This is a genomic window from Micromonospora orduensis (assembly GCF_006228125.1).
Lineage (GTDB): Bacteria > Actinomycetota > Actinomycetes > Mycobacteriales > Micromonosporaceae > Micromonospora > Micromonospora orduensis.
Window position 1 is genome coordinate 1 of record NZ_VDFY01000169.1, and the last position, 21,864, is coordinate 21,864.

General features: G+C 72.9%; 15 protein-coding genes and 3 pseudogenes. 6 read left to right on the plus strand and 12 right to left on the minus strand.

Features of this window, described 5'->3' with window-relative positions; genetic code table 11:
- Positions 1 to 749: MBL fold metallo-hydrolase (locus FHG89_RS17645; protein ID WP_139585485.1), on the minus strand; the 749-nt coding region annotated here is incomplete at its 3' end.
- A gap of 139 nt (positions 750 to 888) precedes the next feature.
- Here FHG89_RS17645 and FHG89_RS17650 point away from each other — a divergent pair.
- Complete coding sequence (locus FHG89_RS17650) at positions 889 to 2,103, plus strand: NADP-dependent isocitrate dehydrogenase (protein WP_139585486.1); 1,215 nt, start codon at positions 889 to 891, stop codon at positions 2,101 to 2,103.
- Positions 2,104 to 2,376: 273 nt separating this feature from the next.
- Here FHG89_RS17650 and galT read toward each other — a convergent pair whose 3' ends face one another.
- From galT to FHG89_RS34155, 4 genes are all read right to left on the minus strand, one after another.
- The gene (gene galT, locus FHG89_RS17655; RefSeq protein WP_139585487.1) at positions 2,377 to 3,450 is read right to left on the minus strand and encodes a galactose-1-phosphate uridylyltransferase; all 1,074 of its coding nucleotides are present in this window, start codon (positions 3,448 to 3,450) and stop codon (positions 2,377 to 2,379) included.
- Positions 3,447 to 4,271 (minus strand): DeoR/GlpR family DNA-binding transcription regulator, encoded by an 825-nt coding sequence (locus tag FHG89_RS17660; RefSeq protein WP_139585488.1) that lies wholly within the window; start codon positions 4,269 to 4,271, stop codon positions 3,447 to 3,449. Before FHG89_RS17660 ends, galT begins: the two co-directional genes overlap by 4 nt.
- Positions 4,272 to 4,378: 107 nt before the next feature.
- On the minus strand, positions 4,379 to 5,908 hold the full coding sequence (cysC, locus tag FHG89_RS17665; protein WP_139585489.1) for an adenylyl-sulfate kinase: 1,530 nt from the start codon (positions 5,906 to 5,908) through the stop codon (positions 4,379 to 4,381).
- Positions 5,909 to 5,996: 88 nt separating this feature from the next.
- A complete protein-coding gene (locus FHG89_RS34155) occupies positions 5,997 to 7,511 on the minus strand; it encodes a glycosyltransferase family 2 protein (protein ID WP_139585490.1) in 1,515 nt (504 codons plus the stop codon).
- A gap of 238 nt (positions 7,512 to 7,749) precedes the next feature.
- Between FHG89_RS34155 and FHG89_RS17675 the strand changes: the two genes are divergently transcribed.
- From FHG89_RS17675 to FHG89_RS17695, 5 genes are all read left to right on the plus strand, one after another.
- Positions 7,750 to 8,664 carry an ABC transporter ATP-binding protein gene (locus FHG89_RS17675; protein WP_139585491.1) on the plus strand — a complete coding sequence of 305 codons (915 nt, stop codon included), beginning with the start codon at positions 7,750 to 7,752 and terminating at the stop codon, positions 8,662 to 8,664.
- Positions 8,657 to 9,562, plus strand: coding sequence for an ABC transporter permease (locus FHG89_RS17680; RefSeq protein WP_139585492.1), 906 nt, complete (start codon positions 8,657 to 8,659; stop codon positions 9,560 to 9,562). Before FHG89_RS17675 ends, FHG89_RS17680 begins: the two co-directional genes overlap by 8 nt.
- Complete coding sequence (locus FHG89_RS17685; RefSeq protein ID WP_139585493.1) at positions 9,562 to 10,473, plus strand: ABC transporter ATP-binding protein; 912 nt, start codon at positions 9,562 to 9,564, stop codon at positions 10,471 to 10,473. Before FHG89_RS17680 ends, FHG89_RS17685 begins: the two co-directional genes overlap by 1 nt.
- A 4-nt stretch (positions 10,474 to 10,477) precedes the next feature.
- A complete protein-coding gene (locus FHG89_RS17690; protein WP_139585494.1) occupies positions 10,478 to 11,188 on the plus strand; it encodes an ABC transporter permease in 711 nt (236 codons plus the stop codon).
- 90 nt (positions 11,189 to 11,278) lie between these two features.
- Positions 11,279 to 11,923, plus strand: a complete 645-nt coding sequence (locus FHG89_RS17695; protein WP_139585495.1) for a hypothetical protein — start codon at positions 11,279 to 11,281, stop codon at positions 11,921 to 11,923.
- Positions 11,924 to 11,974: 51 nt separating this feature from the next.
- On the opposite strand, the gene valS is transcribed toward FHG89_RS17695, so the two are convergent.
- The 7 genes and pseudogenes from valS to FHG89_RS17725 form a co-directional block, all read right to left on the minus strand.
- Positions 11,975 to 14,539: a valine--tRNA ligase gene (valS, locus tag FHG89_RS17700; protein WP_139585496.1), complete on the minus strand. Its 2,565-nt coding sequence runs from the start codon at positions 14,537 to 14,539 to the stop codon at positions 11,975 to 11,977.
- Positions 14,540 to 14,594: 55 nt separating this feature from the next.
- Positions 14,595 to 16,469 (minus strand): ABC transporter ATP-binding protein, encoded by a 1,875-nt coding sequence (locus FHG89_RS17705; protein ID WP_139585497.1) that lies wholly within the window; start codon positions 16,467 to 16,469, stop codon positions 14,595 to 14,597.
- Positions 16,466 to 18,305 (minus strand): annotated as a pseudogene (locus FHG89_RS17710) (ABC transporter ATP-binding protein). The gene FHG89_RS17705 and the pseudogene FHG89_RS17710 overlap by 4 nt, the downstream one beginning before the upstream one ends.
- A gap of 37 nt (positions 18,306 to 18,342) precedes the next feature.
- Positions 18,343 to 18,852, minus strand: coding sequence for a methylated-DNA--[protein]-cysteine S-methyltransferase (locus FHG89_RS17715; RefSeq protein ID WP_139585498.1), 510 nt, complete (start codon positions 18,850 to 18,852; stop codon positions 18,343 to 18,345).
- Positions 18,849 to 19,205 (minus strand): annotated as a pseudogene (locus FHG89_RS34465) (DNA-3-methyladenine glycosylase family protein); the annotation flags it as partial. The pseudogene FHG89_RS34465 and the gene FHG89_RS17715, both read right to left, overlap by 4 nt.
- A gap of 92 nt (positions 19,206 to 19,297) precedes the next feature.
- Positions 19,298 to 20,321 (minus strand): annotated as a pseudogene (locus FHG89_RS17720) (bifunctional transcriptional activator/DNA repair enzyme AdaA); the annotation flags it as partial.
- 107 nt (positions 20,322 to 20,428) lie between these two features.
- Entirely contained in the window at positions 20,429 to 21,826 is a 1,398-nt protein-coding gene (locus FHG89_RS17725) for an FAD-binding oxidoreductase (protein ID WP_139585500.1), read from the minus strand.
- Positions 21,827 to 21,864: the final 38 nt, after the last annotated feature.

Genomic DNA, 21,864 nt, shown 5'->3' on the forward strand with positions numbered 1-21,864 from the left:
GGGGAGTGGGTCTCCAGGGCGTTTCGCCGGGAGGCGCGGGCGAGGTCCGGATCCACCTCGTGGGCGTATGCCAGGTCGGGGTCGACGAGCTGCACCATGTGCACCAGCAGGTCCCCGGTCACCAGCACCCGTTCGTCGGCGGCCTCCAGCAGCACCGACTGGTGGCCGGGGGTGTGCCCGGGCGTCGGCAGCAGTCGTACCGCCGGGGTGAGGGTGGTGTCACCGTCGACCACCCGGAGCTGGCCGGCGGCGCGCAACGGCGCGATCAGGCCGGCCGGCAGGCGCGGACCGATCGTCTCCGCCGCGTCGAGTTCGGCGCGCTGCACGAGGTAGCTGGCGTTCGGGAAGTACGGCCGCCCCAGCGTGCCGGTGACCGCCCAGCCGATGTGGTCGCTGTGCAGGTGGGTCAGCACGACCGTGTCGACGTCGGCCGGATCGATGCCCGCGGCGACCAGCTCGGCGGGCAGCCGGCCGGGCACCGGCGCCCAGCTCGCGGCCGGGGAGTCCGCCGGCCCGATCCCGGTGTCGACCAGGGTGACCGGCCCGTCGCCGCTACGGATCGCGAAGCTGCGGAACGGCAGCCACCACTGCCCGTCGGCGGTCACCGAGCCGGGGTCGCGGCGGTCGGCCTCCCGCCAGTGCGCCGCTGTGGCCTCGGGGAACGCCTCGGCGCGGGGCTGGAAGAAGGGGCCCTCCCCGTCGGTGAGCGCGGTGACCGTGATAGACCCGAGGGTGCGGCTCAGAGGCATCGGGTGATGGTGCCAGGGAAATGCTGTGCCGTGCAGCCCGGTTTCCGCCGGCCGGTCGAGGCCGGGCTGGGGGCTGCCGGCCCAATTGCAGTACGCTCGTACTGCTTGAGCACGTGTCCCCCGAGAGGAGCGCCGGCCGATGGCGAAGATCAAGGTAAACAACCCGGTCGTAGAGCTCGACGGCGACGAGATGACCCGGATCATCTGGAAGCAGATCCGGGAGCAGCTGATCCTGCCCTACCTCGACGTCGACCTGCACTACTACGACCTGTCGATCCAGCACCGCGACGAGACCGACGACCAGGTCACCGTCGACGCCGCCAACGCCATCAAGGAGCACGGCGTCGGCGTCAAGTGCGCGACCATCACCCCGGACGAGGCCCGGGTCGAGGAGTTCGGCCTGAAGAAGATGTGGCGGTCGCCCAACGGCACCATCCGCAACATCCTCGGCGGCGTCGTCTTCCGCGAGCCGATCATCATGTCCAACGTGCCGCGGCTCGTCCCCGGCTGGACCAAGCCGATCATCATCGGCCGGCACGCCCACGGTGACCAGTACAAGGCCACCGACTTCGTCGTCCCCGGCCCGGGCACGGTGACCATCACCTACACCCCTGCCGACGGCGGCGCCCCCATGGAGATGGAGGTCGCCAACTTCCCCGGCGGCGGCATCGCCATGGGCATGTACAACTACGACGAGTCGATCCGGGACTTCGCCCGGGCCTCGTTCCGGTACGGGCTGGACCGCAACTACCCGGTCTACCTGTCCACCAAGAACACCATCCTCAAGGCGTACGACGGCCGGTTCAAGGACATCTTCGCCGAGGTGTTCGAGACCGAGTTCAAGGCCGAGTTCGACGCCGCCGGCATCACCTACGAGCACCGGCTGATCGACGACATGGTCGCCGCCGCGCTCAAGTGGGAGGGCGGCTACGTCTGGGCCTGCAAGAACTACGACGGTGACGTGCAGTCCGACACCGTGGCGCAGGGCTTCGGCTCGCTGGGCCTGATGACCTCGGTCCTGCTCTCCCCGGACGGCCGCACCGTCGAGGCCGAGGCCGCGCACGGCACCGTCACCCGGCACTACCGGCAGTACCAGAAGGGCGAGAAGACCTCGACCAACCCGATCGCGTCGATCTACGCCTGGACCCGGGGCCTGGCCCACCGGGGCAAGCTGGACGGCACGCCGGCGGTGACCGAGTTCGCCAACACCCTGGAGCAGGTCATCGTCGACACCGTCGAGGGCGGCCAGATGACCAAGGACCTCGCGCTGCTCATCTCGCGCGACGCCCCGTGGCTGACCACCGACGAGTTCATGAACGCGCTCGACGAGAACCTGGCCCGCAAGCTCGGCTGAGCCGGAGACACCACAGCACCGGAGCCCGTCGGCATCAGCCGGCGGGCTCCGGCGTGTCCGGTCGTCGACACGCCACCGGCGTCACTGCGGTCGGCGCGCCTCGTTGACCAGGGCGGACGAGATGCCAGTCGCGTCCAGGAAGGTTGACTTCGGTCGCCTCGCGGCAATGCCTGCCGATCAGCCAGCCTTCCCGGCTGTGTCGTGCACAGCCAGCCGTCCCTTCCCTGCGGGGGGCCCTGTCCCGGGCCCCCCGCGCCCTGTCTCACACCCTTTTCAGGCGGCGCGCAGCAACTCGGCGGCCCGCTCCGGGGAGATGTCGTTGATGAAGACGCCCATCCCCGACTCCGAGCCCGCCAGATACTTCAGCTTGTCCCTGGCCCGCCGGATGCTGAACAACTGAAGGTGCAGATGGCCCAGCTCCCGGTCGACCCGCACCGGCGCCTGGTGCCACGCCGAGATGTACGGCATCGGCATGTCGAACAGCCCGTCGAAGCGGCGCAGCAGATCCAGGTAGAGCGGCCCGAACGCGTCCCGCTCGCTGTCGCTGAGCGCCGGGATGTCCGGCACCACCCGGCGCGGCGCCACGTGCACCTCGAACGGCCAGCGGGCCGCCGCCGGGACGAACGCCGTCCAGTGCTCGTTCTCGGTGACCACCCGCTCCCCGGAGGCGCGTTCGGCGGCCAGCACGTCCGCGTACAGGTTGCCGCCGGTCCGCTCGGCGTGCCGCCGCGCCGCGGCCAGCAGTGCGCGGGTACGCGGCGTCACGAAGGGGTACGCGTAGATCTGCCCGTGCGGGTGGTGCAGCGTGACGCCGATCTCGACGCCCCGGTTCTCGAAGCAGAACACCTGCTCCACCCCGGGCAGTTCGCCGAGCACCTCGGTCCGGTCGGCGAGCGCGTCCAGCACGGTACGGACCCGGCGCGGGGGGAGACTGGCGAAGGAGGCGTTGTGGTCCGAGGTGAAGCAGACGACCTCGCAGCGCCCCAGGCCGGGGCGGACCGGCGTGAACGGGGTGATCTCGCCGGGCTCGTCGGCCACCCGGCCGCTCAGCGACGGGAACCGGTTCTCGAAGACGACCACGTCGTAGTCGGGAGCGGGGATCTCGGTCAGCCGGTCACCGACCGACGGGTCGAGGGGGCACTCGTTCGCCGGCGGGAGGAAGGTGCGGGTCTGCCGGTGCACGGCCACCGCCACCCACTCGTCGGTCAGCGGGTCGTAGCGCAGCTGGGACGCGGGCGGCGGCGGTGGCAGGTCCCGGCGGTCCGGCTGGTCGCGTACCGCGTCGTCGCGCTCGTCGAAGTAGATCAGCTCCCGGCCGTCGGCCAGGTCGATCGCGGTGCGCTTCACGGCGCCGTCCCCTCACTCGTCGGCGTGCGCGTCGCGCGTCCCGCCCCCGTCGCCTTCACGATGATCAACTCACCCACCTGTTCGCCGAGTACCCGTCGGGCGGGTGCGGGCAACGCCTCGTCGCTGACCAGCACGTGCGCCGCCGCCAGCCCGACGATCGAGGAGATGCCCACCGTGCCCCACTTGGTGTGGTCGGCGAGCACCACCAACCGGTCCGCCGCCGCCACCAACGCCCGGTCGGTCTCCGCCTCCATGAGGTTCGGAGTGGTGTAGCCGGCCCGTTCGGTGATGCCGTGCACGCCCAGGAAGAGCAGATCCAGGTGCAGTGTCCGGATGGCGTCGACGGCCAGCGGGCCGACCAGCGCGTCCGAGGGTGTGCGTACGCCGCCGGTGAGCACGACCGTCTGGTCCGGTCGACCGCCGCCGTGCAGGATCTCGGCCACCGGCAGCGAATTGGTCACCACGGTCAGGCCGGGCACGTCCACCAGCCTGCGGGCCAGCTCGGCGGTGGTGGTGCCGGCGGACAGCGCGACCGCCGCGCCGGGCCGGACGAGCTGCGCGGCCCGGTCGGCGATGGCGGCCTTCTCCGGCAGTTGGCGGACCGACTTGGCGCGGAAGCCCGGTTCGTCGGTCGAGCTCGGGCCGGCGGCCGTCGCGCCGCCGTGCACCTTGGCCAGCAGGCCGCGCTCGTGCAGCGCCTCCAGGTCGCGCCGGATGGTCATGTCGGAGACGCCGAACTCGGTGGCCAGGTCGGTCACCCGGACCCCGCCGGCGGACCTGACCCGTTCCAGGATGGCCGTCTGCCGCTGCTGAGCGAGCATTCGCCGTGCCTCCCCGGTCCACACGTACTCTCACGCGGTCGAACGTGTTCCAACAAAGGTGAACACTAGCGCGTAGCGGGTACCGGCGGAAGAAACGGGGGTACGCCTCAGCTGGACGGGATCTTCAACTCCACCCAGCCGGTCTCCGTCAGGTGCTGCAACACGGCCTCCACCGCCTCCGGCACGCTCACGTCGGTGGTGTCCAGCACCAGCTCGGCGTCGGTCGGCACCTCGTACGGGTCGTCGATGCCGGTCATGCCGGTGAGCAGGCCGGCGCGGGCCCGTGCGTACAGGCCCTTGCGGTCCCGCTGCTCGCACACCTCCAGCGGGGTGGCGACATGCACCAGCACGAAACCCGCCCCGGCGGTCAGGGCCATCTCCCGCGCGGTGGCGCGGGCCGCCGCGTACGGGGCGATGGGGCAGCAGACCGCCACCCCCCGGTGCCGGGCGATCTCCGCCGCCACCCAGCCGATCCGCCGGACGTTGAGATCCCGGTCGGCCTTGCTGTAGCCCAACCCGGCGGACAGCTCCCGGCGCACCACATCCCCGTCCAGCAGGGTCACCGTCCGCTCGCCGCTCTCGCGCAGCGCGTCGGTCAGCCCTCGGGCCACCGTCGACTTGCCCGAGCCGGAGAGCCCGGTCAGGAAGACCACCAGCCCGCGGTGCCGGCGTGCGGGCCGCGCCTTGGCCAGCTCCTTGGCCACCGCCGGCGGGGTGTGCCACTCCGGCAGCGGGAAACCCCGATCGAGCAGATCATCGATCTCGGCCTGGGTCAGCGCGAGGCGGCGGTTGCGCGGCGGGATGTCCTCCCGCCACCGCCACTGCCCGTCCCGGTTGTCGTACGCCAGCTCGCGCGGCACCAGCACCCGCAGCCCGGCCCCGGAGAGCATCTCCCCGGTGGACAGCAGGTGGGTGACGCCGTACGCGGCGGAGACCCGGGCGCGCAGCAGCGCGTCGTCGATCTCCTCGCGTCGGTGCGACAGCGGCACCGCGACCAGGGTGGCGGGCGGCATCCGGTCCCGTGCGGCGAAGACGGACCGCACCAGCGCCTCCGGCGTGAGCCCACCGGCGCCGCCCTCACCGACCGGGATCATCACCAGCAGGTGCGCGGCCAGGGTACGGGCGGCGTGCGCGATCTGGGCGAGCTGCGGCCGGTGCAAAGGCCGGTCGGCGATCACGCCGAGCACCCGACCCGGGGGCAGTAGCGCCCGCACCTCCTCCGGACTGCGGCGCAACCGCTGGAACGGGCCGTGGCCACCGTCGCCCAGCCGCCGGACCTGACCGCCGACCCCCGCCACGCCGTCGCGTACCGGCCAGACGTCCGACACGTCCAAGCCGGCGACCGGCGCGCCCTCGCCGTCGGTCAGCACCAGCGCCCGGCGGGCCGGGTCACGCGGATCGAAGCCCTGGGCCAGTGCCGTCGGCACCTGGAGGGTCACCGCGACCTGCCACGGGGTGCCGTCGGCCAACCGGCCCCGCCGGCTCACCGAGACCAGGTCGGCGCGGGTCATGAACCCCGTCAGGGGGGCGTACGCGCCGGTCAGCAGCAGCTCAAGATCCGCCAGCTCACCGGGACGCGGCGTGTACGCCGGCGCGCCCCGGAGCACCTCGTCGGGCAGCACCCAGCCGTTGCTCATCCACACCCCCCACTCGCTGACCGGCACACAGTTTCGCAGCCGACCGCCGATCGGTCGAGGGCGCCACTCCACGACCCGGGCGGGCGGATCAGCGGCGGACCCGGCGGCCCACCGCCGACCGGACCCGGTTCCACACCTTCCGCTCGTCGCGGATGCGGGGCCGGGACCCGTCGGTCCGGCACACGAACAGGAGCGGCAGGTGCGCGTCCTCGGTCCAGCCCGCGGTGGTGATCCGGGCCTTCAGGAGCCAACTGCCCCGCGTCCGACCGCCGTTGAGCGCACCGAAGTCGATCGTGGTGGTGCCCCGGTGCCGCAGGTGGACGGTCTCCGTTCCCGACCTACCGGCGACCCGCTCGGTCTCGAAGGACACCGGGAGGAAGATCTCGTCCCCGGTCTCCCGGCGGCGCGCGACCACATCCAACCGGGCCTTGCGGACCTGTGCGGTGGCGTCGAGCACCCCCGGGTCGATCTCCTCGACCGGGAGCACCAGCACGTCCCGGCCGTCGTCGGCGCGGAAACCGATCGGCTGGTCCGCCGAGCGCAGCTCGGCGGCGACGGTCACCGTGACGGCGGTGTCGGCGAACTGGACGTCGTCGATCGTCCCGTGCGCGCCGATGCCCGCCTCCCAGCGGGCCAGCCGACGCAGGTCCGCGACCCGGCCCCGCTCGGCCAGGTACGCCACGGCCCGCAGCAGGGGCGGCAGACCGGCCGCGACGCCCGGCGCGAACCGGTCCTGGATGACCTTCTGGGTCTCCAGTGCGAACTGCTCCAGCCAGTCCTCCGGGGCGGTCAGCAGCCGCTTGCCCCGCAACCGGTTGAGCATCTCGTTGCGCAGCCACCGCCGGTGCAGCCGGTCGCGCAGCGGTCCCGGCTCGGTGTGGGCGTCCACGATGTCCAGGGCGTCACGCACGCTGGCGAAGTAGCTCGACGGGTCCAGCAGCGCGGCGGTGACGTTGCTCTCGTCCCTGCGGTGCACGTGGTGGTAGCAGGTGTAGTCGGACAGCACGCAGGTGCGGCGGGACAGGAAGTACGCCCGCACCACAAGCGAATGGTCCTCGAGGCGCCGCTTGCCGCCCTCCGGGAACCGCAGGTCGTGCTCGTTGAGGAACGCCCGCCGGAACAGCTTGTGGCAGGTCAGGCTATCGATCAGCGGGGCGTTCGCCAGGGTGGCGTCGAAGCGGTTCCTGCGGAACAGCTCCCGGGGCACACCGCGTCCGTGCCCGGCCATCTTGCCGATCACCACGTCGGCGTCGTACGTCTTCGCGCAGTCGTAGAGCCGTTCCAGCGCCCGGCCGGCGAACCAGTCGTCGTCGTCGGCGAAGAAGACGTACTCGCCGCGGGCGTGCTCGATGCCCAGGTTGCGCGGGCGCGACGGCCAGCCCGAGTTCTCGATGTGCAGCACCCTGATCTGCTGGTGCTGGGCGGCCAGGCGATCCAGCCGCGCCCCCGTGTCGTCGGTCGAGCCGTCGTCGACGAAGATGGCCTCGAACTCGTCGGCGGGCAACGACTGGCGCAGCAGCGAGGCGACCAGCTTCTCGATGTGTCTGCCGCAGTTGTACGCCGGCACCACGACACTCACCTTGGGCACGCCCACCTCGACCATCACGATCCTTCCCGCGTCGGCGGTCGCACGGCCGCCGTAACACTGCCCGGTGAACGGGAAGTGAATGGTGTCACCTTCCGGAGGCCCTTCCCGAGGCGGGGTCCGGCCGAACGCGGGACCGGCGAAAACGCTCCGGCACCCGGCGACGGGCCCTAGGGGTCCGGCGCGGCAAGGATCAGGGGGGTACCGGGGGCGCGCCGGTGTCTCTGGTGCGCATCGACTCCCTACGCTGGGCAGCGTGACACTGATAGCGACCCAGTCGCTCACCAAGACGTACGGAGGTCGGGTCACCGCGCTCGCCGACCTCACCGTCGCCGTCGAGCCCGGGATCATCGGCCTGGTGGGCGCGAACGGCGCCGGCAAATCCACGCTGATCAAGATTCTGCTCGGCCTGATCGCCCCGACCAGCGGTCAGGTCTCGGTGCTCGGCATCGACCCGACCGCGGACCCCGCGGCGGTCCGCGCCCGGGTCGGCTACATGCCCGAGCACGACTGCCTCCCGCCGGACCTGTCCGCCGCCGAGTTGGTCACCCACCTCGGCCGGATGAGCGGCCTGCCCCGCACGGCGGCACGCGAGCGGGCCTCCGAGGCGCTTCGCCACGTCGGGCTCTACGAGGAGCGCTACCGCCCGGTCGGCGGCTACTCCACCGGCATGAAGCAGCGCGTGAAGCTCGCCCAGGCGCTGGTGCACGACCCCGACCTGCTGCTGCTCGACGAGCCGACAAACGGGCTGGACCCGGCCGGCCGCGACGCCATGCTGGCGTTGGTGCACCGGATCGGCACCGAGTTCGGCATCTCCGTGCTGGTCTGCTCGCACCTGCTCGGCGAGGTGGAACGGATCTGCGACACGCTCGTCGCGATCGACGGCGGCCGGTTGCTGCGCGCCGACCACATCTCCGCGATGACCTCCGCCACCGACGTGCTCGCCGTGGAGGTCAGCGAGGGCACCGAGGAACTGGCCGCCCGGCTGGCCGCGCTCGACCTGCCGGTGGCGCGCGAGGGCCGGCTGCTTCTCGTACCGCTGGCCGACGACGGCACCTACGACCTGATCCTCGGCGCGGTCGCCGAACTGGACCTGCCGTTGCACCGACTGGACCAGCGTCGGCACCGGGTGGCCGAACTCTTCGCGACGAGGGAGCTCACCCATGCCTGAGCCGTCAACCGCCGCCGTGCGCTCCGCGCCGACCGGCGTCATCCACGACATCGGCTACCAGCGCTACCAGGGTCCGAGGCTGGGCCGGCGGCACGTCTTCGGCGCGCTCTACCTGCACGGGCTGCGCACCACGTTCGGGTTCGGACGCAGCGTCAAGGCCAAGATCTTCCCATGGCTGGTGGTCGGGATCGTCACCCTGGTCGCGGTGGCCCTAGCGGCGGTACGCAGCCAGATCGGTGAGCCGGTCGCCACGTACGCCCAGTTCGCCGACAACATGAGCTGGCTGGTCATCTTCTTCGTCGCGGTGGCCGCGCCCGAGTTGGTCTCCCGGGACCTGCACAGCGGTGTCCTGCCGCTGTACTTCTCCCGACCGCTGCCGCGCAACGACTACGCGCTGGCCAAACTGCTGGCGCTGGTCACCGCGCTCTGGCTGCTACTCGGCGGACCGCAGCTGGTGATGTTCCTGGGCGCCGCGTTCACCACCAAGGACGGCATGAAGGGCGTCTGGAACGAGCTGCTCGACCTGCTGCCCGGGCTGCTCTACGCCGGCCTCTGGGCGGTGGTCTTCGCCTCGATCGGGCTGCTGGTCGCGTCGCTGACCGGCAAGCGGGCCTTCGCCGCCGGCGGTGTGGTCGCGGTCTTCCTCATGACCACCCCGATCGTGGGAGTGCTGAGCATCCTGCCGTCGCGTACCGCCAACGAACTGGCCGGGCTCGCCTCGCCTCCCACGCTGGTGCGGGGGACGGGTATCTGGTCGCTCGGCGATCTGCTCGTCGAGGATGGCCAGGCTGGCCTGTCCATCGGTGGCTTCGGCCCGGTCTACGCCCTGGCCGCGGTGCTGCTGGTCGCCGGCGCGACCGCCCTCCTGCTGGCCCGCTACCGGAAGGTCGCCTCCTGATGAGCACGCTGAGCCTGACCGGGGTGTCCCGGTGGTACGGCAACGTGGTCGCGGTCAACGACATCAGCATGGCCCTGGGGCCGGGCGTGACCGGCCTGCTCGGCCCGAACGGCGCCGGCAAGACCACCCTGCTGCACATGATGGCCGGGTTCCTCTCCCCGTCGCGCGGCACGGTCACCCTCGACGACGAACCGACCTGGCGCAACCCCGACGTCTACCGGCGGCTGGGGCTGGTCAGCGAACGGGAGGCGGTGCAGGGCTTCCTCACCGCGTACGAGTTCGTGCTGGCCAGCGCGAAGCTGCACCGGCTGGCGGACCCGGCGGCGGCGGCCCGCCGCGCGATCGACCTGGTGGAGCTGGAGTCGGCGCAGGACCGCCGGATCGGCACGTACTCCAAGGGCATGCGCCAGCGCGCCCGGGTGGCCGCCGCGTTGGTGCACGACCCGCAGGTGCTGCTGCTCGACGAGCCGTTCAACGGGATGGACCCGCGCCAGCGGCTGCACATGATGCAGCTCCTGCACACCCTGGGTGACGCCGGCCGGACGATCCTGTTCAGCTCGCACATCCTGGAGGAGGTCGAGCAGGTCTCCGGCACGGTGCAGGTGATGGTGGCCGGCCGGCTGGCCGCCTCCGGCGACTTCCGGACCATCCGCCGCCTGATGACCAACCGTCCGCACGTCTTCGCGGTGCGCTCCACCGACGACCGGGCGTTGGCCGTCGCGCTGATCGCCGAGCCGTCGGTGAGCGGCGTCGAGTTGGACCGCACCGGTCTGACCGTGCGCGCCGGCGACTACGGCGCCTTCACCCGGGCGCTGCCCCGGATCGCCCTGGACCGCGGCATCCGGGTGCGCCAGCTGGTGCCGTCCGACGAATCCCTGGAGAGCGTCTTCTCCTACCTGGTGGAGGCCTGAGACCATGTCGACCATTACCTGGATCACCGCGCGCGGGCTGTTCGGCCGGCGTCGGTTCCTGCTGCTGCTTCCGCTGCCGCTGGTGCTGCTCGGGTTGGCTGTGCTCTGCCGGTCCCTCGGGGTGGACCCCGGGCAGTGGGGGCCTCCGGTCCTGGTGGGCCTCGGCCTGGCCGTGGTGCTGCCGGTCGTCGCGTTGATCGTCGGCACGGGTGTGCTGGGCGCCGAGATCGACGACGGCACCGTGGTGCACATCCTGACCAAGCCCCTGCCGCGCTGGCAGATCGTGCTGCCCAAGCTCGGGGTGGCCGCCGGGGTCGCCGCGGCCACCGTCGCGGTGCCGCTCTACGTCGCGGGCGTGCTGGCCGATTCGGTACGCCTCGGCCTGGCGCTCGCGGGAGCGGCGGCGCTCGGCGCGCTGGCGTACTCGGCGTTGTTCCTCGCACTCAGCCTCGTCACCCGCCGGCCGGTGCTGCTCGGCCTGGTCTACGTGCTGATCTGGGAGGGGCTGCTGGGCAACTTCGTCAGCGGCACCAAGGTGCTCTCCATCCAGCAGTACGTGATCGCCCTGGCCGACCGGATCGCCCCCACCGGGCTGCTGGAGACCAGCGTGTCGGTGCCCGTGGCGTCGGTGATGACGGCGCTGGTAAGCGTCGGCTTCACCGTGCTGGCCATCGACCGTCTGCGGTCGTTCAGCGTGGCCGGCGAGACGAGCTGAGGGTGGGCGACGCTGCTCCGGCCAGCCGCCGCCGGCCGGTAGTGCTGGCCGGATGGACGGCCCGGGGCCCGGCGGGCCACGCTGGTGGGCGTGAGCGTCGAAGCGGAGCGGATGTCGTTGTCTGACCCGTACTCCCGGAGCAGCCGACCCTGGCTGACCAGCCTGGCGGTCGCCGGGCTGGCCTGCGCCACGGTCGCGACGGCCGCCCAGGGCAGCGGACGGTTCCACTGGTGGGCCGGTTTCATCCTGATCCCGGCCGCGTTGATCGCCGCCGGTGGCGGACCGCTGCTGGCCCGGGGTGGCGGCCGGGCCTTCGCCGGGTACGTCATCGCCTGCGTCGGGGCACTGGTGTTCGCGGTGGGCGCGCTGCTGATGTTCGGCGTGATGGGTCGGGGGTGGCCGCTGCTGGTGACGCTGCCCTGCCTGGCGGTCGCCGGCACCTACAACTGGCGGGCGGCCCACCCGCTGGCCCGGGGTCTGCACCGGGCGGTGGCGCTGCTCGCGCTCACCGGCGCGCTGCTCGGCCTGACCCTGCAACTGATCCGGGTGGAGCTGATCCACCTCGAGACCGGCTGGTGGGGTGTGTTCCTGATGCTGGCCGGGGCGATAGTGCTGGGCAACGCGGTGGAGCTGACCCGGCACCGGATGCCGTACCGGCTCCAGGCGATCACCCTGCTGGTCGGGCCCGCCGTGGTCGCGATCCTGCTCGGCCTGCGGTTCCTGCGCGGCTGGTGACGACCCGTCCGCCGCCGCCCCCGGGGGGTGGGCGGCGGCGGACGGCGGTCGTCAGAAGGCGCAGGCGATGACGAGTTCCGGGGTGCGGTCCGGCAGCAGGTCGAGTTTGTCGATCCGGCCGGCCGCCCGCAGGTCGTCGGCGACCAGGGTGAGCTGCTCCAGCAGCGCCGCCGGGCCGAGCGCCTCGGCCAGCGGCACCTCGGCCTTCATCGACAGCTTCCGCTCCGACTTGGCCCGTCGCACCTGGCTCAACGCGTCACCGGCGAGCCGCAGCAGCGCCGGCTCACCCGTCCCGTCGATCGTGCGGGCCACCTCGTACGTGGTGGGCCACGGCGCCCGGTGCACCGAGCCGTACCGCCACCACGACCAGACCTCCTCGGTGACGTACGGCAGCACCGGGGCGAACAGTCGCAGCTGCACCGACAGCGCCGACGCCAGCGCCGCCCGTGCCGAGTCGGCCGCCGCTCCGGTGCCGTACGCGCGCTCCTTGACCAGCTCGATGTAGTCGTCGCAGAACCGCCAGAAGAACGCCTCGGTCACCTGCAACGCGGTCGTGTGGTCGTACGCGTCGAAGGCGGTGCTGGCCGCCGTGACGACGGTGGACAGCTCGGCGAGCATGGCCCGGTCCAGTGGGGCCGTCGCCGGGGCGCGCAGCGCGTCCGCCGCGCCCAACCCGAGCGCGAACCTGGACGCGTTGAGCAGCTTGGTGGCCAACCGCCGGCCGACCTTGATCTGCGCCGGGTCGAACGCCAGGTCCGTGCCGGGTTTGCCGCTGGCCGCCCAGTAGCGCACGGCGTCCGAGCCGTGCTGCTCCAGCAGTGCCAGCGGGGTCACCACGTTCCCCTTGGACTTGGCCATCTTCTTGTGGTCGGGGTCGAGGATCCAGCCCGACAGCACGGTGTCCCGCCAGGGCAGCACGCCGTGCTCGAAGTGCGACCGGATCACGGTGTCGAAGAGCCAGGTCCGGATGATCTCCTGCCCCTGCGGACGGAGGTCCATCGGGAAGACCCGCGCGAAGAGGTCCGGGTCGGTCTCCCAGCCACCGACGATCTGCGGGGTCAGCGACGAGGTGGCCCAGGTGTCCAGCACGTCGGGGTCGCCGATGAAGCCACCCGGCCGGCCGCGCTGGGACTCGTCGTAGCCGGGCGCCGGGTCGCTGTACGGGTCGACCGGGAGCGCCGTCTCGTCCGGCGTGAGAGGGTGGGACCAGTCCGGCTCGCCAGTGTCGTCGAGCCGGTACCACACCGGCACCGGCACCCCGAAGAAGCGCTGCCGGCTGACCAGCCAGTCCCCGGTCAGGCCGCTCACCCAGTTGTCGTAGCGGTGCTTCATGTGCGCCGGCACCCAGTGCAGCTCCTCGCCCCGGGCCAGCAGCGTCGCCCGCAGGTCGGCGTCCCGGCCGCCGTTGCGCAGATACCACTGCCGGGTCGAGACGATCTCCAGTGGCCGGTCACCCCGCTCGTAGAACTTGACCGGATGGGTGATCGGGCGCGGCTCGCCGATCAGGTCGCCCGCGTCGGCCAGCATCCCGACGATCTCCCGACGGGCGGCGTTGACGGTCTGCCCGGCCAGCGCCGCGTACGGCTGGGCCGGCACCCCGGCCGGCGGCTCGGGCAGCAGGCGGCCGTCCCGACCGATCACCACCCGGGTGTCCAGTCGCAGCTCACGCCACCAGGTCACGTCGGCGAGGTCGCCGAACGTGCAGACCATCGCGATGCCGGTGCCCTTGGCCGGGTCGGCCAGCGGATGGGCGTGCACCGGCACCTCCACGCCGAACAGCGGGCTGCGCACCGTGCCGCCGACCAGGTCGGCGTACCGCTCGTCGTCCGGGTGGCAGACAAGCGCCACGCAGGCCGGCAGCAGCTCCGGTCGGGTGGTGTCGATGAGCACCTCGCGCCCGCCCGGCCCGGTGAACCGCAGCCGGTGGTAGGCGCCGGGGCGCTCCCGATCCTCCAGCTCCGCCTGCGCGACAGCGGTGGCGAACCCGACGTCCCACAACGTCGGCGCCTCCGCCTGGTACGCCTCACCGCGCAGCAGGTTGCGCACGAACGCCCGCTGGCTGGTCGCCCGGGCGACCCGACCGATCGTCGTGTACGTCAGGGACCAGTCCACGGACAGCCCGAGCCGCCGCCACAGCGCCTCGAAGGCCTGCTCGTCGGCGACCGTCAGCCGCTCGCACAGCTCGATGAAGTTGCGCCGCGAGAGCGGGGTGGGATCACGGCGTGCCCCTTCGTCGACAGGCGTCGCCGGTGGCCGCCACACCGGGTCGTACGGCAACGCCGGATCGCAGCGCACCCCGTACACGTTCTGCACGCGACGCTCGGTGGGCAGACCGTTGTCGTCCCAGCCCATCGGGTAGAAGACCGCCTTGCCGCGCATCCGCTGGTACCGCGCGACGGTGTCGGTGTGCGTGTACGAGAACACGTGCCCCATGTGCAGCTCGCCCGATACGGTCGGCGGCGGGGTGTCGATGGCGTACACGTCGGCCCGCTGCCTGGCGCGGTCGAACGCGTACGTGCCCTCCTCCTGCCAGCGGCGCGCCCAGGTCTCCTCGAGCCCGTCCAGGGTCGGACGGTCGGGGACACCGGCGCGGGCCGTTCTCGCCGTGTCGGTCATCCTGCGATCGTAGGCATCACCAGGGGGCCGGGCCACGCAGTTGCGCATCGCCGGGTCAGACCAGCGAGTCGCGCCACTGGCGGTGCAGGGCCGCGTACCGGCCGCCCGCCTCGGCCAGCACGGCGGGCGGGCCGTCCTCGACGATCCGCCCGCAGTCGATGACGAGCACCCGGTCGGCGGTCTCCACGGTGGAGAGTCGGTGGGCGATCACCAGGGCGGTGCGGTCGCGCAGGATGGTGCCGAGCGCCCGCTGGACCAGCCGCTCGGTCGGCACGTCCAGCGACGACGTCGCCTCGTCCAGGATCAGCACGGTCGGGTCGGCGAGGAACGCCCGCGCGAACGCGACGAGCTGCCGCTGCCCGGCGGAGAGCCGGCCGCCGCGCCGGTGCACCTGTGTGGCGTACCCCTCGGGGAGTGCGGCGATGAACTCGTGCGCGCCGATGGCGCGGGCGGCGGCCCGCACGGCGTCGTCGTCTGCGCCGGGCCGGCCGAACCGGATGTTCTCCGCCACGGTCCCGCTGAACAGGTGGTTCTCCTGGGTCACCAGCACCACCGCGCGGCGCAGGTCGGTGTCAGCCACGTCGCGCAGGTCGACCCCGTCGAGGTGGATCGTGCCGGTGTCCGGGTCGTGGAAGCGGGCGACCAGCTTGGCGATCGTCGACTTGCCGGCGCCTGTCGGTCCGATCAGCGCCACGGTCTGCCCGGCCGGCACGGTCAGGTCCAGCCCGTCGAGGATCGGGGTGTCCGGGCGGTAGCCGAAGGAGACCGCCCGGAAGGCCAACTCGCCGCGACCGGGGCCGGTCGGCAGCGGCACCGGCCGGGCCGGCTCGGCGACGGCGGGCCGTTCGTCGAGCACCCCGGCCAGCTTCTCCAGCGCGGCGGTGGCCGACTGGAGTGAGTTGTAGAACTGGCTCAGCTCCTGCATCGGCTCGAAGAAGCGGCGCAGGTAGAGCAGGAACGCGGCGAGCACACCGACCTCGGTCCGTCCGCCGAGCACCCGCCAGCCGCCGTAGCAGAGCACCACCGCCACTGTGACGTTGCCGATCAGCTTGATCGCGGGGGAGTAGGTGGCGATCAGCCGGAACGTGTGCAGGCTGGTCTGCCGGTACTCGTCGCCGAGCGCCACGAAGATCCGCTGGTTGCGGGATTCCCGGCGGAACGCCTGCACCGCCCGGATGCCCCGCATCGACTCGACGAAGTGCACGATGACCAGCGCGACCGCCTCGCGTGTCCGCCGGTACGCGCTGGCCGACGCTCCGGCGAACCAGCGGGAGAGCCAGAACAGGAACGGGAACGCGAGGAGTGTCACCGCGGCCAGCGGCAGGTCCAGCCAGAGCAGGATGGCGGCCACCGACAGGATCGACAGCGCGGCCAGCACCAGGCTGTCGATGCCGCCGTTGACGAGTTCGGCGATCGAGTCCAGGTCGCTGGTGAGTCGGGAGACCATCCGGCCGGACGTGTACCGCTCGTGGAAGCCCACCGACAGTCGCAGGAAGTGCCCGAACACCCGCTGCCGCAGGTCCAGCAGGACGGCCTGGCCGATCCGGGCGGAGAGGGTGAGAAAGCCCTGGCGGGCCGCGTACTCGCCGACGGCGGCGGCGGCGAACGCTCCCGCGACGGCGGCCAGCGGGACCGCGTCGCCGTCCCGCAACGGCGCGATGCCCCGGTCGATGCCGACCATCACCAGGTACGGGCCGGCCATCGCGGCGGCGTTCTGCGCCAGCAGCAGAGCGACGGCGGCGACGAGCCGTCGGCGGTGGGGGCGTAGCAGGTCGGCCAGCAGGGTGCGGCTGAGGCGGCGCAGCCGTGCCACCGCCTCCGGGCTGCTGTCCTCGGCGCGGCTCCGGTCGGCCTCCGGGTCGGTGGCGGTGCCGCGCCAGCGGGTCAGCTCCGGATCTTCCCCCGGTGGCGGGTCGGCCTCCTCCGTCACGAGCGCACCAGGTCCCACCCGTCCGGCGTGGACGCGGCCGGCGGTGGCTCCCCGGACGGTGGGTCGGCGGCCAGCAGGGCCCGGTACGCCGGCACGGTGGCCAGCAGTTCGGAGTGCCGGCCGATCGCCGTGATCCGACCGCCGGCGAGCAGGGCGACCCGGTCGGCGAGCGCGATCGTCGACGGGCGGTGCACGACCAGCAGCGCGGTGCTGCCGCGCAGGACCCGCCGCAGAGCCGCCTCGACCAGCGCCTCGGTGTGCACGTCGAGGGCGGACAGCGGGTCGTCCAGCACCAGCAACGCCGGACGGCCGAGCACGGCACGCGCCAGCGCCAGCCGCTGCCGCTGCCCGCCGGAGAGGGACAGCCCCTGCTCACCCACCCTCGTGGCCAACCCCCACGGCAGGTCGTACGCGAACTCCGCCTGCGCCAGCGCGAGCGCGGCGCGTACCTCGTCGTCGCCGGCGTCCGGGCGTCCCAGCGTGAGGTTCTCGCGGACCGACATGGAGAACAGCGTCGGCTCCTCGAACGCCATCCCGACCAGCCGGCGCAGCGAGTCCAGCCGCAGGTCGCGCAGGTCGTGCCCGTCCAGGGTGATCCGGCCCCCGGTCACCTCGTGCAGCCGGGGCACCAGCGAGAGCAGGGTGCTCTTGCCGCAGCCGGTGGCGCCGACCAGGGCGACGGTCTCGCCCGGCTCGATGGTCAGGTCGATCTCGCGCAGGACAGGGGCGGAGGCGCCCGGGTAGCGGAACGAGACCCGCTCGAAGCGGAGCCGGCCGACGACCGCCTCGCGGGGCAGCGCCAGCGCGTCGGGCGCGTCCACGATCTGCGGCGGGGTGTCCAGCACCTCCTGGATCCGGTCGGCGGCGGTGGCGGCCTCCTGGCCGTTGGCGATGATCCAACCCAGCGACTGCACCGGCCAGATGAGCATCAGTTGCAGACTCACGAACGCCACCAGCTCACCGATGGTGAGCGCGCCCCGCGCGGCGGCGGCCGCCCCGGCGACCAGCACCACGCCCCGGGGTCACGTTCGGCACCAGGTCGAGCAGCGCCGAGGTGTTGGCCAGCAGCCGGCCCTTGCCCACGCCGGTGTCGTGCAACGTCCGCGCCCCACCGGCGAAGCGGGCGGCCAGTTCGGGCCCCCGGCCGTACGCCTTCATGGTGCGCAGCCCCTGCGCGGTCTCCTCGACAAGTGTCGCCACGTCGCCCTGCTGGTCCTGCATCCGGCGGGACGCCGCGTGGTAGTGCCGGCCGAACCGACGGCTGATCAGCAGCAGCGGCACCCCGCTGGCAGCGACCAGCAGCCCGAGCGCCGGGTGCAGATGGACGAGCAGCGCCACCACCACCACGTAGGTGGTGACGTTGAGCAGCAGGAAGAACACGCCGAACGAGAGGAACCGGCGGATCACCGACAGGTCGCTGGTGATCCGGGAGAGCAACTGGCCGGACTGCCAGCGGTCGTGGAAGCTGGCCGGCAACCGTTGCAGGTGGGCGTACACGTCGGCGCGCAATGCCGCCTCCATGCCCACCGCCGACGAGGACTGCACCCACCGGCGGATGAAGATGAGCACCGCCTCGACCACGCCGAGCAGCAGCGCCAGACCGGCGAGCTGGATCAGCGCACCAGGCTCGCGCCCGGCCACCGGCCCGTCCACCACCCGCTGCACCACAAGGGGTACGGCGATCCCGGCCGCCGTGCCGGCGAGCCCCGCGACGAGCAGCCAGGCGAACTCGGCGGCGTACGGGCGCAGGTAGCGGCGCAGCCGCCAGAGGTTGTGCACCGGGTGGGGACCCGCGGCGACCCGGGCGGCCGGGTCGCCGTCGTTCTCCGCAGGCACTACCCGACGGTAGCGTCAATAGCTGTCGATGCCGGTGTCAGCTTGCTGTCAGCCGCCGCTCGTGACCGAGGAGCCACGTCTTCACGTCCAGCCCCCAGCGGTAGCCGCCGAGCGTGCCGTCGGTACGCAGCACCCGGTGACAGGGCACGAACAGCGCGGCGGCGTTGCGGGCGCAGGCGGCCGCGGCGGCCCGTACCGCCGGCGGTCGACCGGCCAGCGCCGCGTACCCGGTGTAGGTGACCGGGGTGCCAGGTGGCACCTCGCGCAGCACCTGCCAGGCGTGCGCCATGAACTCGCCGCTGGTGTGCTGCCGTACCGGCACCGCGTCGATCGCGGCCAGGTCACCGTCCAGGTAGGACCTGACGGCCGTGCTGATCGGACCGAGGTCGTCCCGCCGCCGCAGCGGTGCCCGCAGCGTCGGGTGGACCAGGGGCAGCAGTGCCGCCGGGTCCGGGGTGAAGCCGGCCGCCCGCACGTCGCCGTCCGGGCCGGCGAGGATGCTCAGTGGGCCTGCCGGGGTGCTCACTACGGTGCTGTCGATGCTCATGCCGCTCTCCAGAGTCTGATCGTGGCGTAGGACCGCCAGGGGCGCCAACGGTCGGCGTGCGCCGTGAAGGTCGTGTCGGGAAGGCCGAGCGCTGCTGCGCCGCGGCGGATCGCGAGGTCGGTGTCGAGGAGGACGTCCGGGTCGCCGAGGGCGCGCATGGCGAGGTAACTGGCGGTCCAGGGGCCGATGCCGGGCAGCGCGAGCAGCCGCCGTACGGTCTCCTCCCGGTCCCCGCCCGGCGCCAGGTCCACGGTTCCGTCTGCCACGGCGCGCGCGAGCTCACGAATGGTCTCCCGCCGCCGAAAGGGCATCCCGAACCCGCCGTCCGGAACCGCCAGAACCTCCTCAGGACTGAGGAACCCCCGCAGGTCAGTCCGTTGATCATGAAGTTGTTGTCGCGACACGCCGTCGTCGGGGGCGACAACTTCATGATCAACGCGGGCGGACAGGAGTCGGGCGAGGGTTGTTCTCGCGGAGGTGACCGACACCTGCTGGCCGATGACCGCGCGGACGGCCATCTCGAAGCCGTCGACCGCGCGGGGGACGCGGATGCCGGGCTCGGCGGCCACCACCGGGGCCAGCGCCGGGTCCGCCGCGAGCGTGGCGTCGACGGCCACTGGGTCCGCGTCCAGGTCGAGCAGGCGCCGGCAGCGGGCCACCGCCGGCGCGAGGTCGCGCAGGTCGGCCAGGCGCAGCGTCGCCGCCACGTACCCGTCCGCCGGGGTCAGGGCCACCTGTCCGACGCCGTGCGGCAACCGCAACCCCCGGTGGTACGTCCCGTCGCTGACCTCCTCCACACCCGGCAGCGCCCGCAGCGCGAGGAAGTCCAGCAGCGCCCGGGCGTGCAGCGGCGGACGGTACGCCAGACGGAGCGAGATGGTCCCCGCGCCGGGCGGCGCCTGCTGCCGGCCACGGGCCGCGCGCAGTTCGGACGGGGCGCTCGCGTACACCTCGCGGACCGTGTCGTTGAACTGCCGCACACTGCCGAACCCGGCGGCGAACGCGATCTCGGCCATCCCGAGGCCGGTGGTCTCGATCAGGATCCGGGCGGTCTGCGCCCGCTGGGCACGGGCCAACGCGAGCGGTCCGGCGCCCATCTCGGCGCGCAGCATCCGGTGCAGGTGCCGCTCGGTGTAGCCGAGTCGGGCCGCCAGCCCCGGTACGCCGCCCCGGTCGACCACCCCGTCGGCGATCAACCGCATCGCCCGGCCGACCACGTCGGCGCGGACGTCCCACTGGGGCGAGCCGGGTGCGGCGTCCGGCCGGCAGCGGCGGCAGGCGCGCAACCCGGCGCCCTGCGCGGCGGCGGCCGACGGAAAGAACCGGACGTTCTGCCGCTTGGGGGTCATCGCCGGGCAGGACGGCCGGCAGTAGATCCCGGTCGACGTCACGCCGGTGTAGAACCAGCCGTCGAACCGTTGGTCGCGACTGTCCACCGCCCGGTAGCACCGCTCGAAGTCCATTTCCACGTCACCCATGGTGCCCCGCTGGTCGGGCCCTCGGCTGGCGGGAATCGGACCTGGGTGTGCGCGGCCGGCGGTCGCCCAGTGCCGGCCGCTGGCCGGGGGGGCACTGCTCAGCGGCGGCGGTGCGGCTGGCCGGACCGCTGCCCGGACCGGGCGGGTTGGCCGGACCGGTTCGACTGCCCCGAGCGAGTGGACTGGCCGGTGAGCAGGGGCGAGCGGAACACGCCGTCCGGGTCGTACCGCTTCCACAGCCGGCGCACCCGGGCGCCGGTCTCGCCCGGGTAGATCCGGGCGAACGCGGCCGGGTCCGGTCGGCTCTCGAAGTTGACGTACTCGCCGTCGGCCCGCGCGCCCACGGCCCGCCAGGCGGCGTCCAACGCCGCGCCGCCCTGCGGTGCGAACGTCGAGGCGATGACCAGGGTGCTCTGGTGCCGGTGCGGGTAGGCCGTCGCGTCGGCGGCGACGTCGTTGACCGCCCCGCCGACCGAGCGCAGTTGGATCACCGCCCGGCCCGGACCGGTGGTCGCCCGCGTGACCGCTCGCGCGACGCCCGGATCCAGCTCGGCGAACAGGCCGTTGGTGGTCGTACCCCGCTGCTGCCCCACGTTCGGGTGCAGGTGTGCGGTCGGCACCAGCGTCGGGTAGGGCAGCAGGTCGATGCGGTGTTCGAGCACCTTCCCGATGGCCAGCAGCGGCTCCACGACGGGCCGGACGCGGCGCAGGCTCTCCGCGGCCACCACCGCGGTGACGGACATGAGCGTCGAGCGGCCCTCGGCGAACAGCACGGCGGCGGTGGACAGCTCCCGGGGGGCCTGCGCCAGACAGCTCGCCCACTCCCGGACGGTACGGCCGTCCGGGTGCGCCTCGACGACCAGCTGCGCCACGCCGACGTTGCGCTGCTCGGCGGCCTCGATCTCGAACGCCACCACCACACCGGCCCCCGCGCCGGCACCCCGGACCAGCCAGAACAACTCTGGTTCGTGTGTCGCGTCGGCGCGTACCAGCGTTCCGTCCGCGAGCACGACCTCTACCGCGCGGACGCGATCGATGGTGAGGCCGTGGGCGCGTACCAGCCAGCCGACACCACCGCCGGTGGCCAGCCCGCCGACACCGACGCCACCGTAGTCACCCGAGCTGACCACCAGGCCGTACGGGGCAAGCGCCGTCGCGACGTTCGCCCAGCGGGCGCCGGCCTCGACCCGGACCAGCCCGGCCCGTTCGTCGAGCACCCGCACCCGGTTGAGCATGGACAGGTCGATCACCACGCCGCCGTTGTTGGAGGACGCTCCGGACAGGCCGTGCCCGCCGCTGCGCACGGCGATCGGCAGTCGCTGCTCCCGCGCGTACCGGATCGCGTCGATCACCTGCGCGGTGGTCTTCGGCAGCAGGACGGCGGCCGGCGAGGCCGTCGTCGTGTACGTCGAGCGCAGCTGTGCGTACCGGCGGTCGCCGGGCGTGACGATCTGCCCCCGCAGGGAGTCGGGCACCCGGGCCATGGCGGTGGTCATCGCCGGCCCTGGGCCGCTTGGCCGTCGTGGTCGGTCAT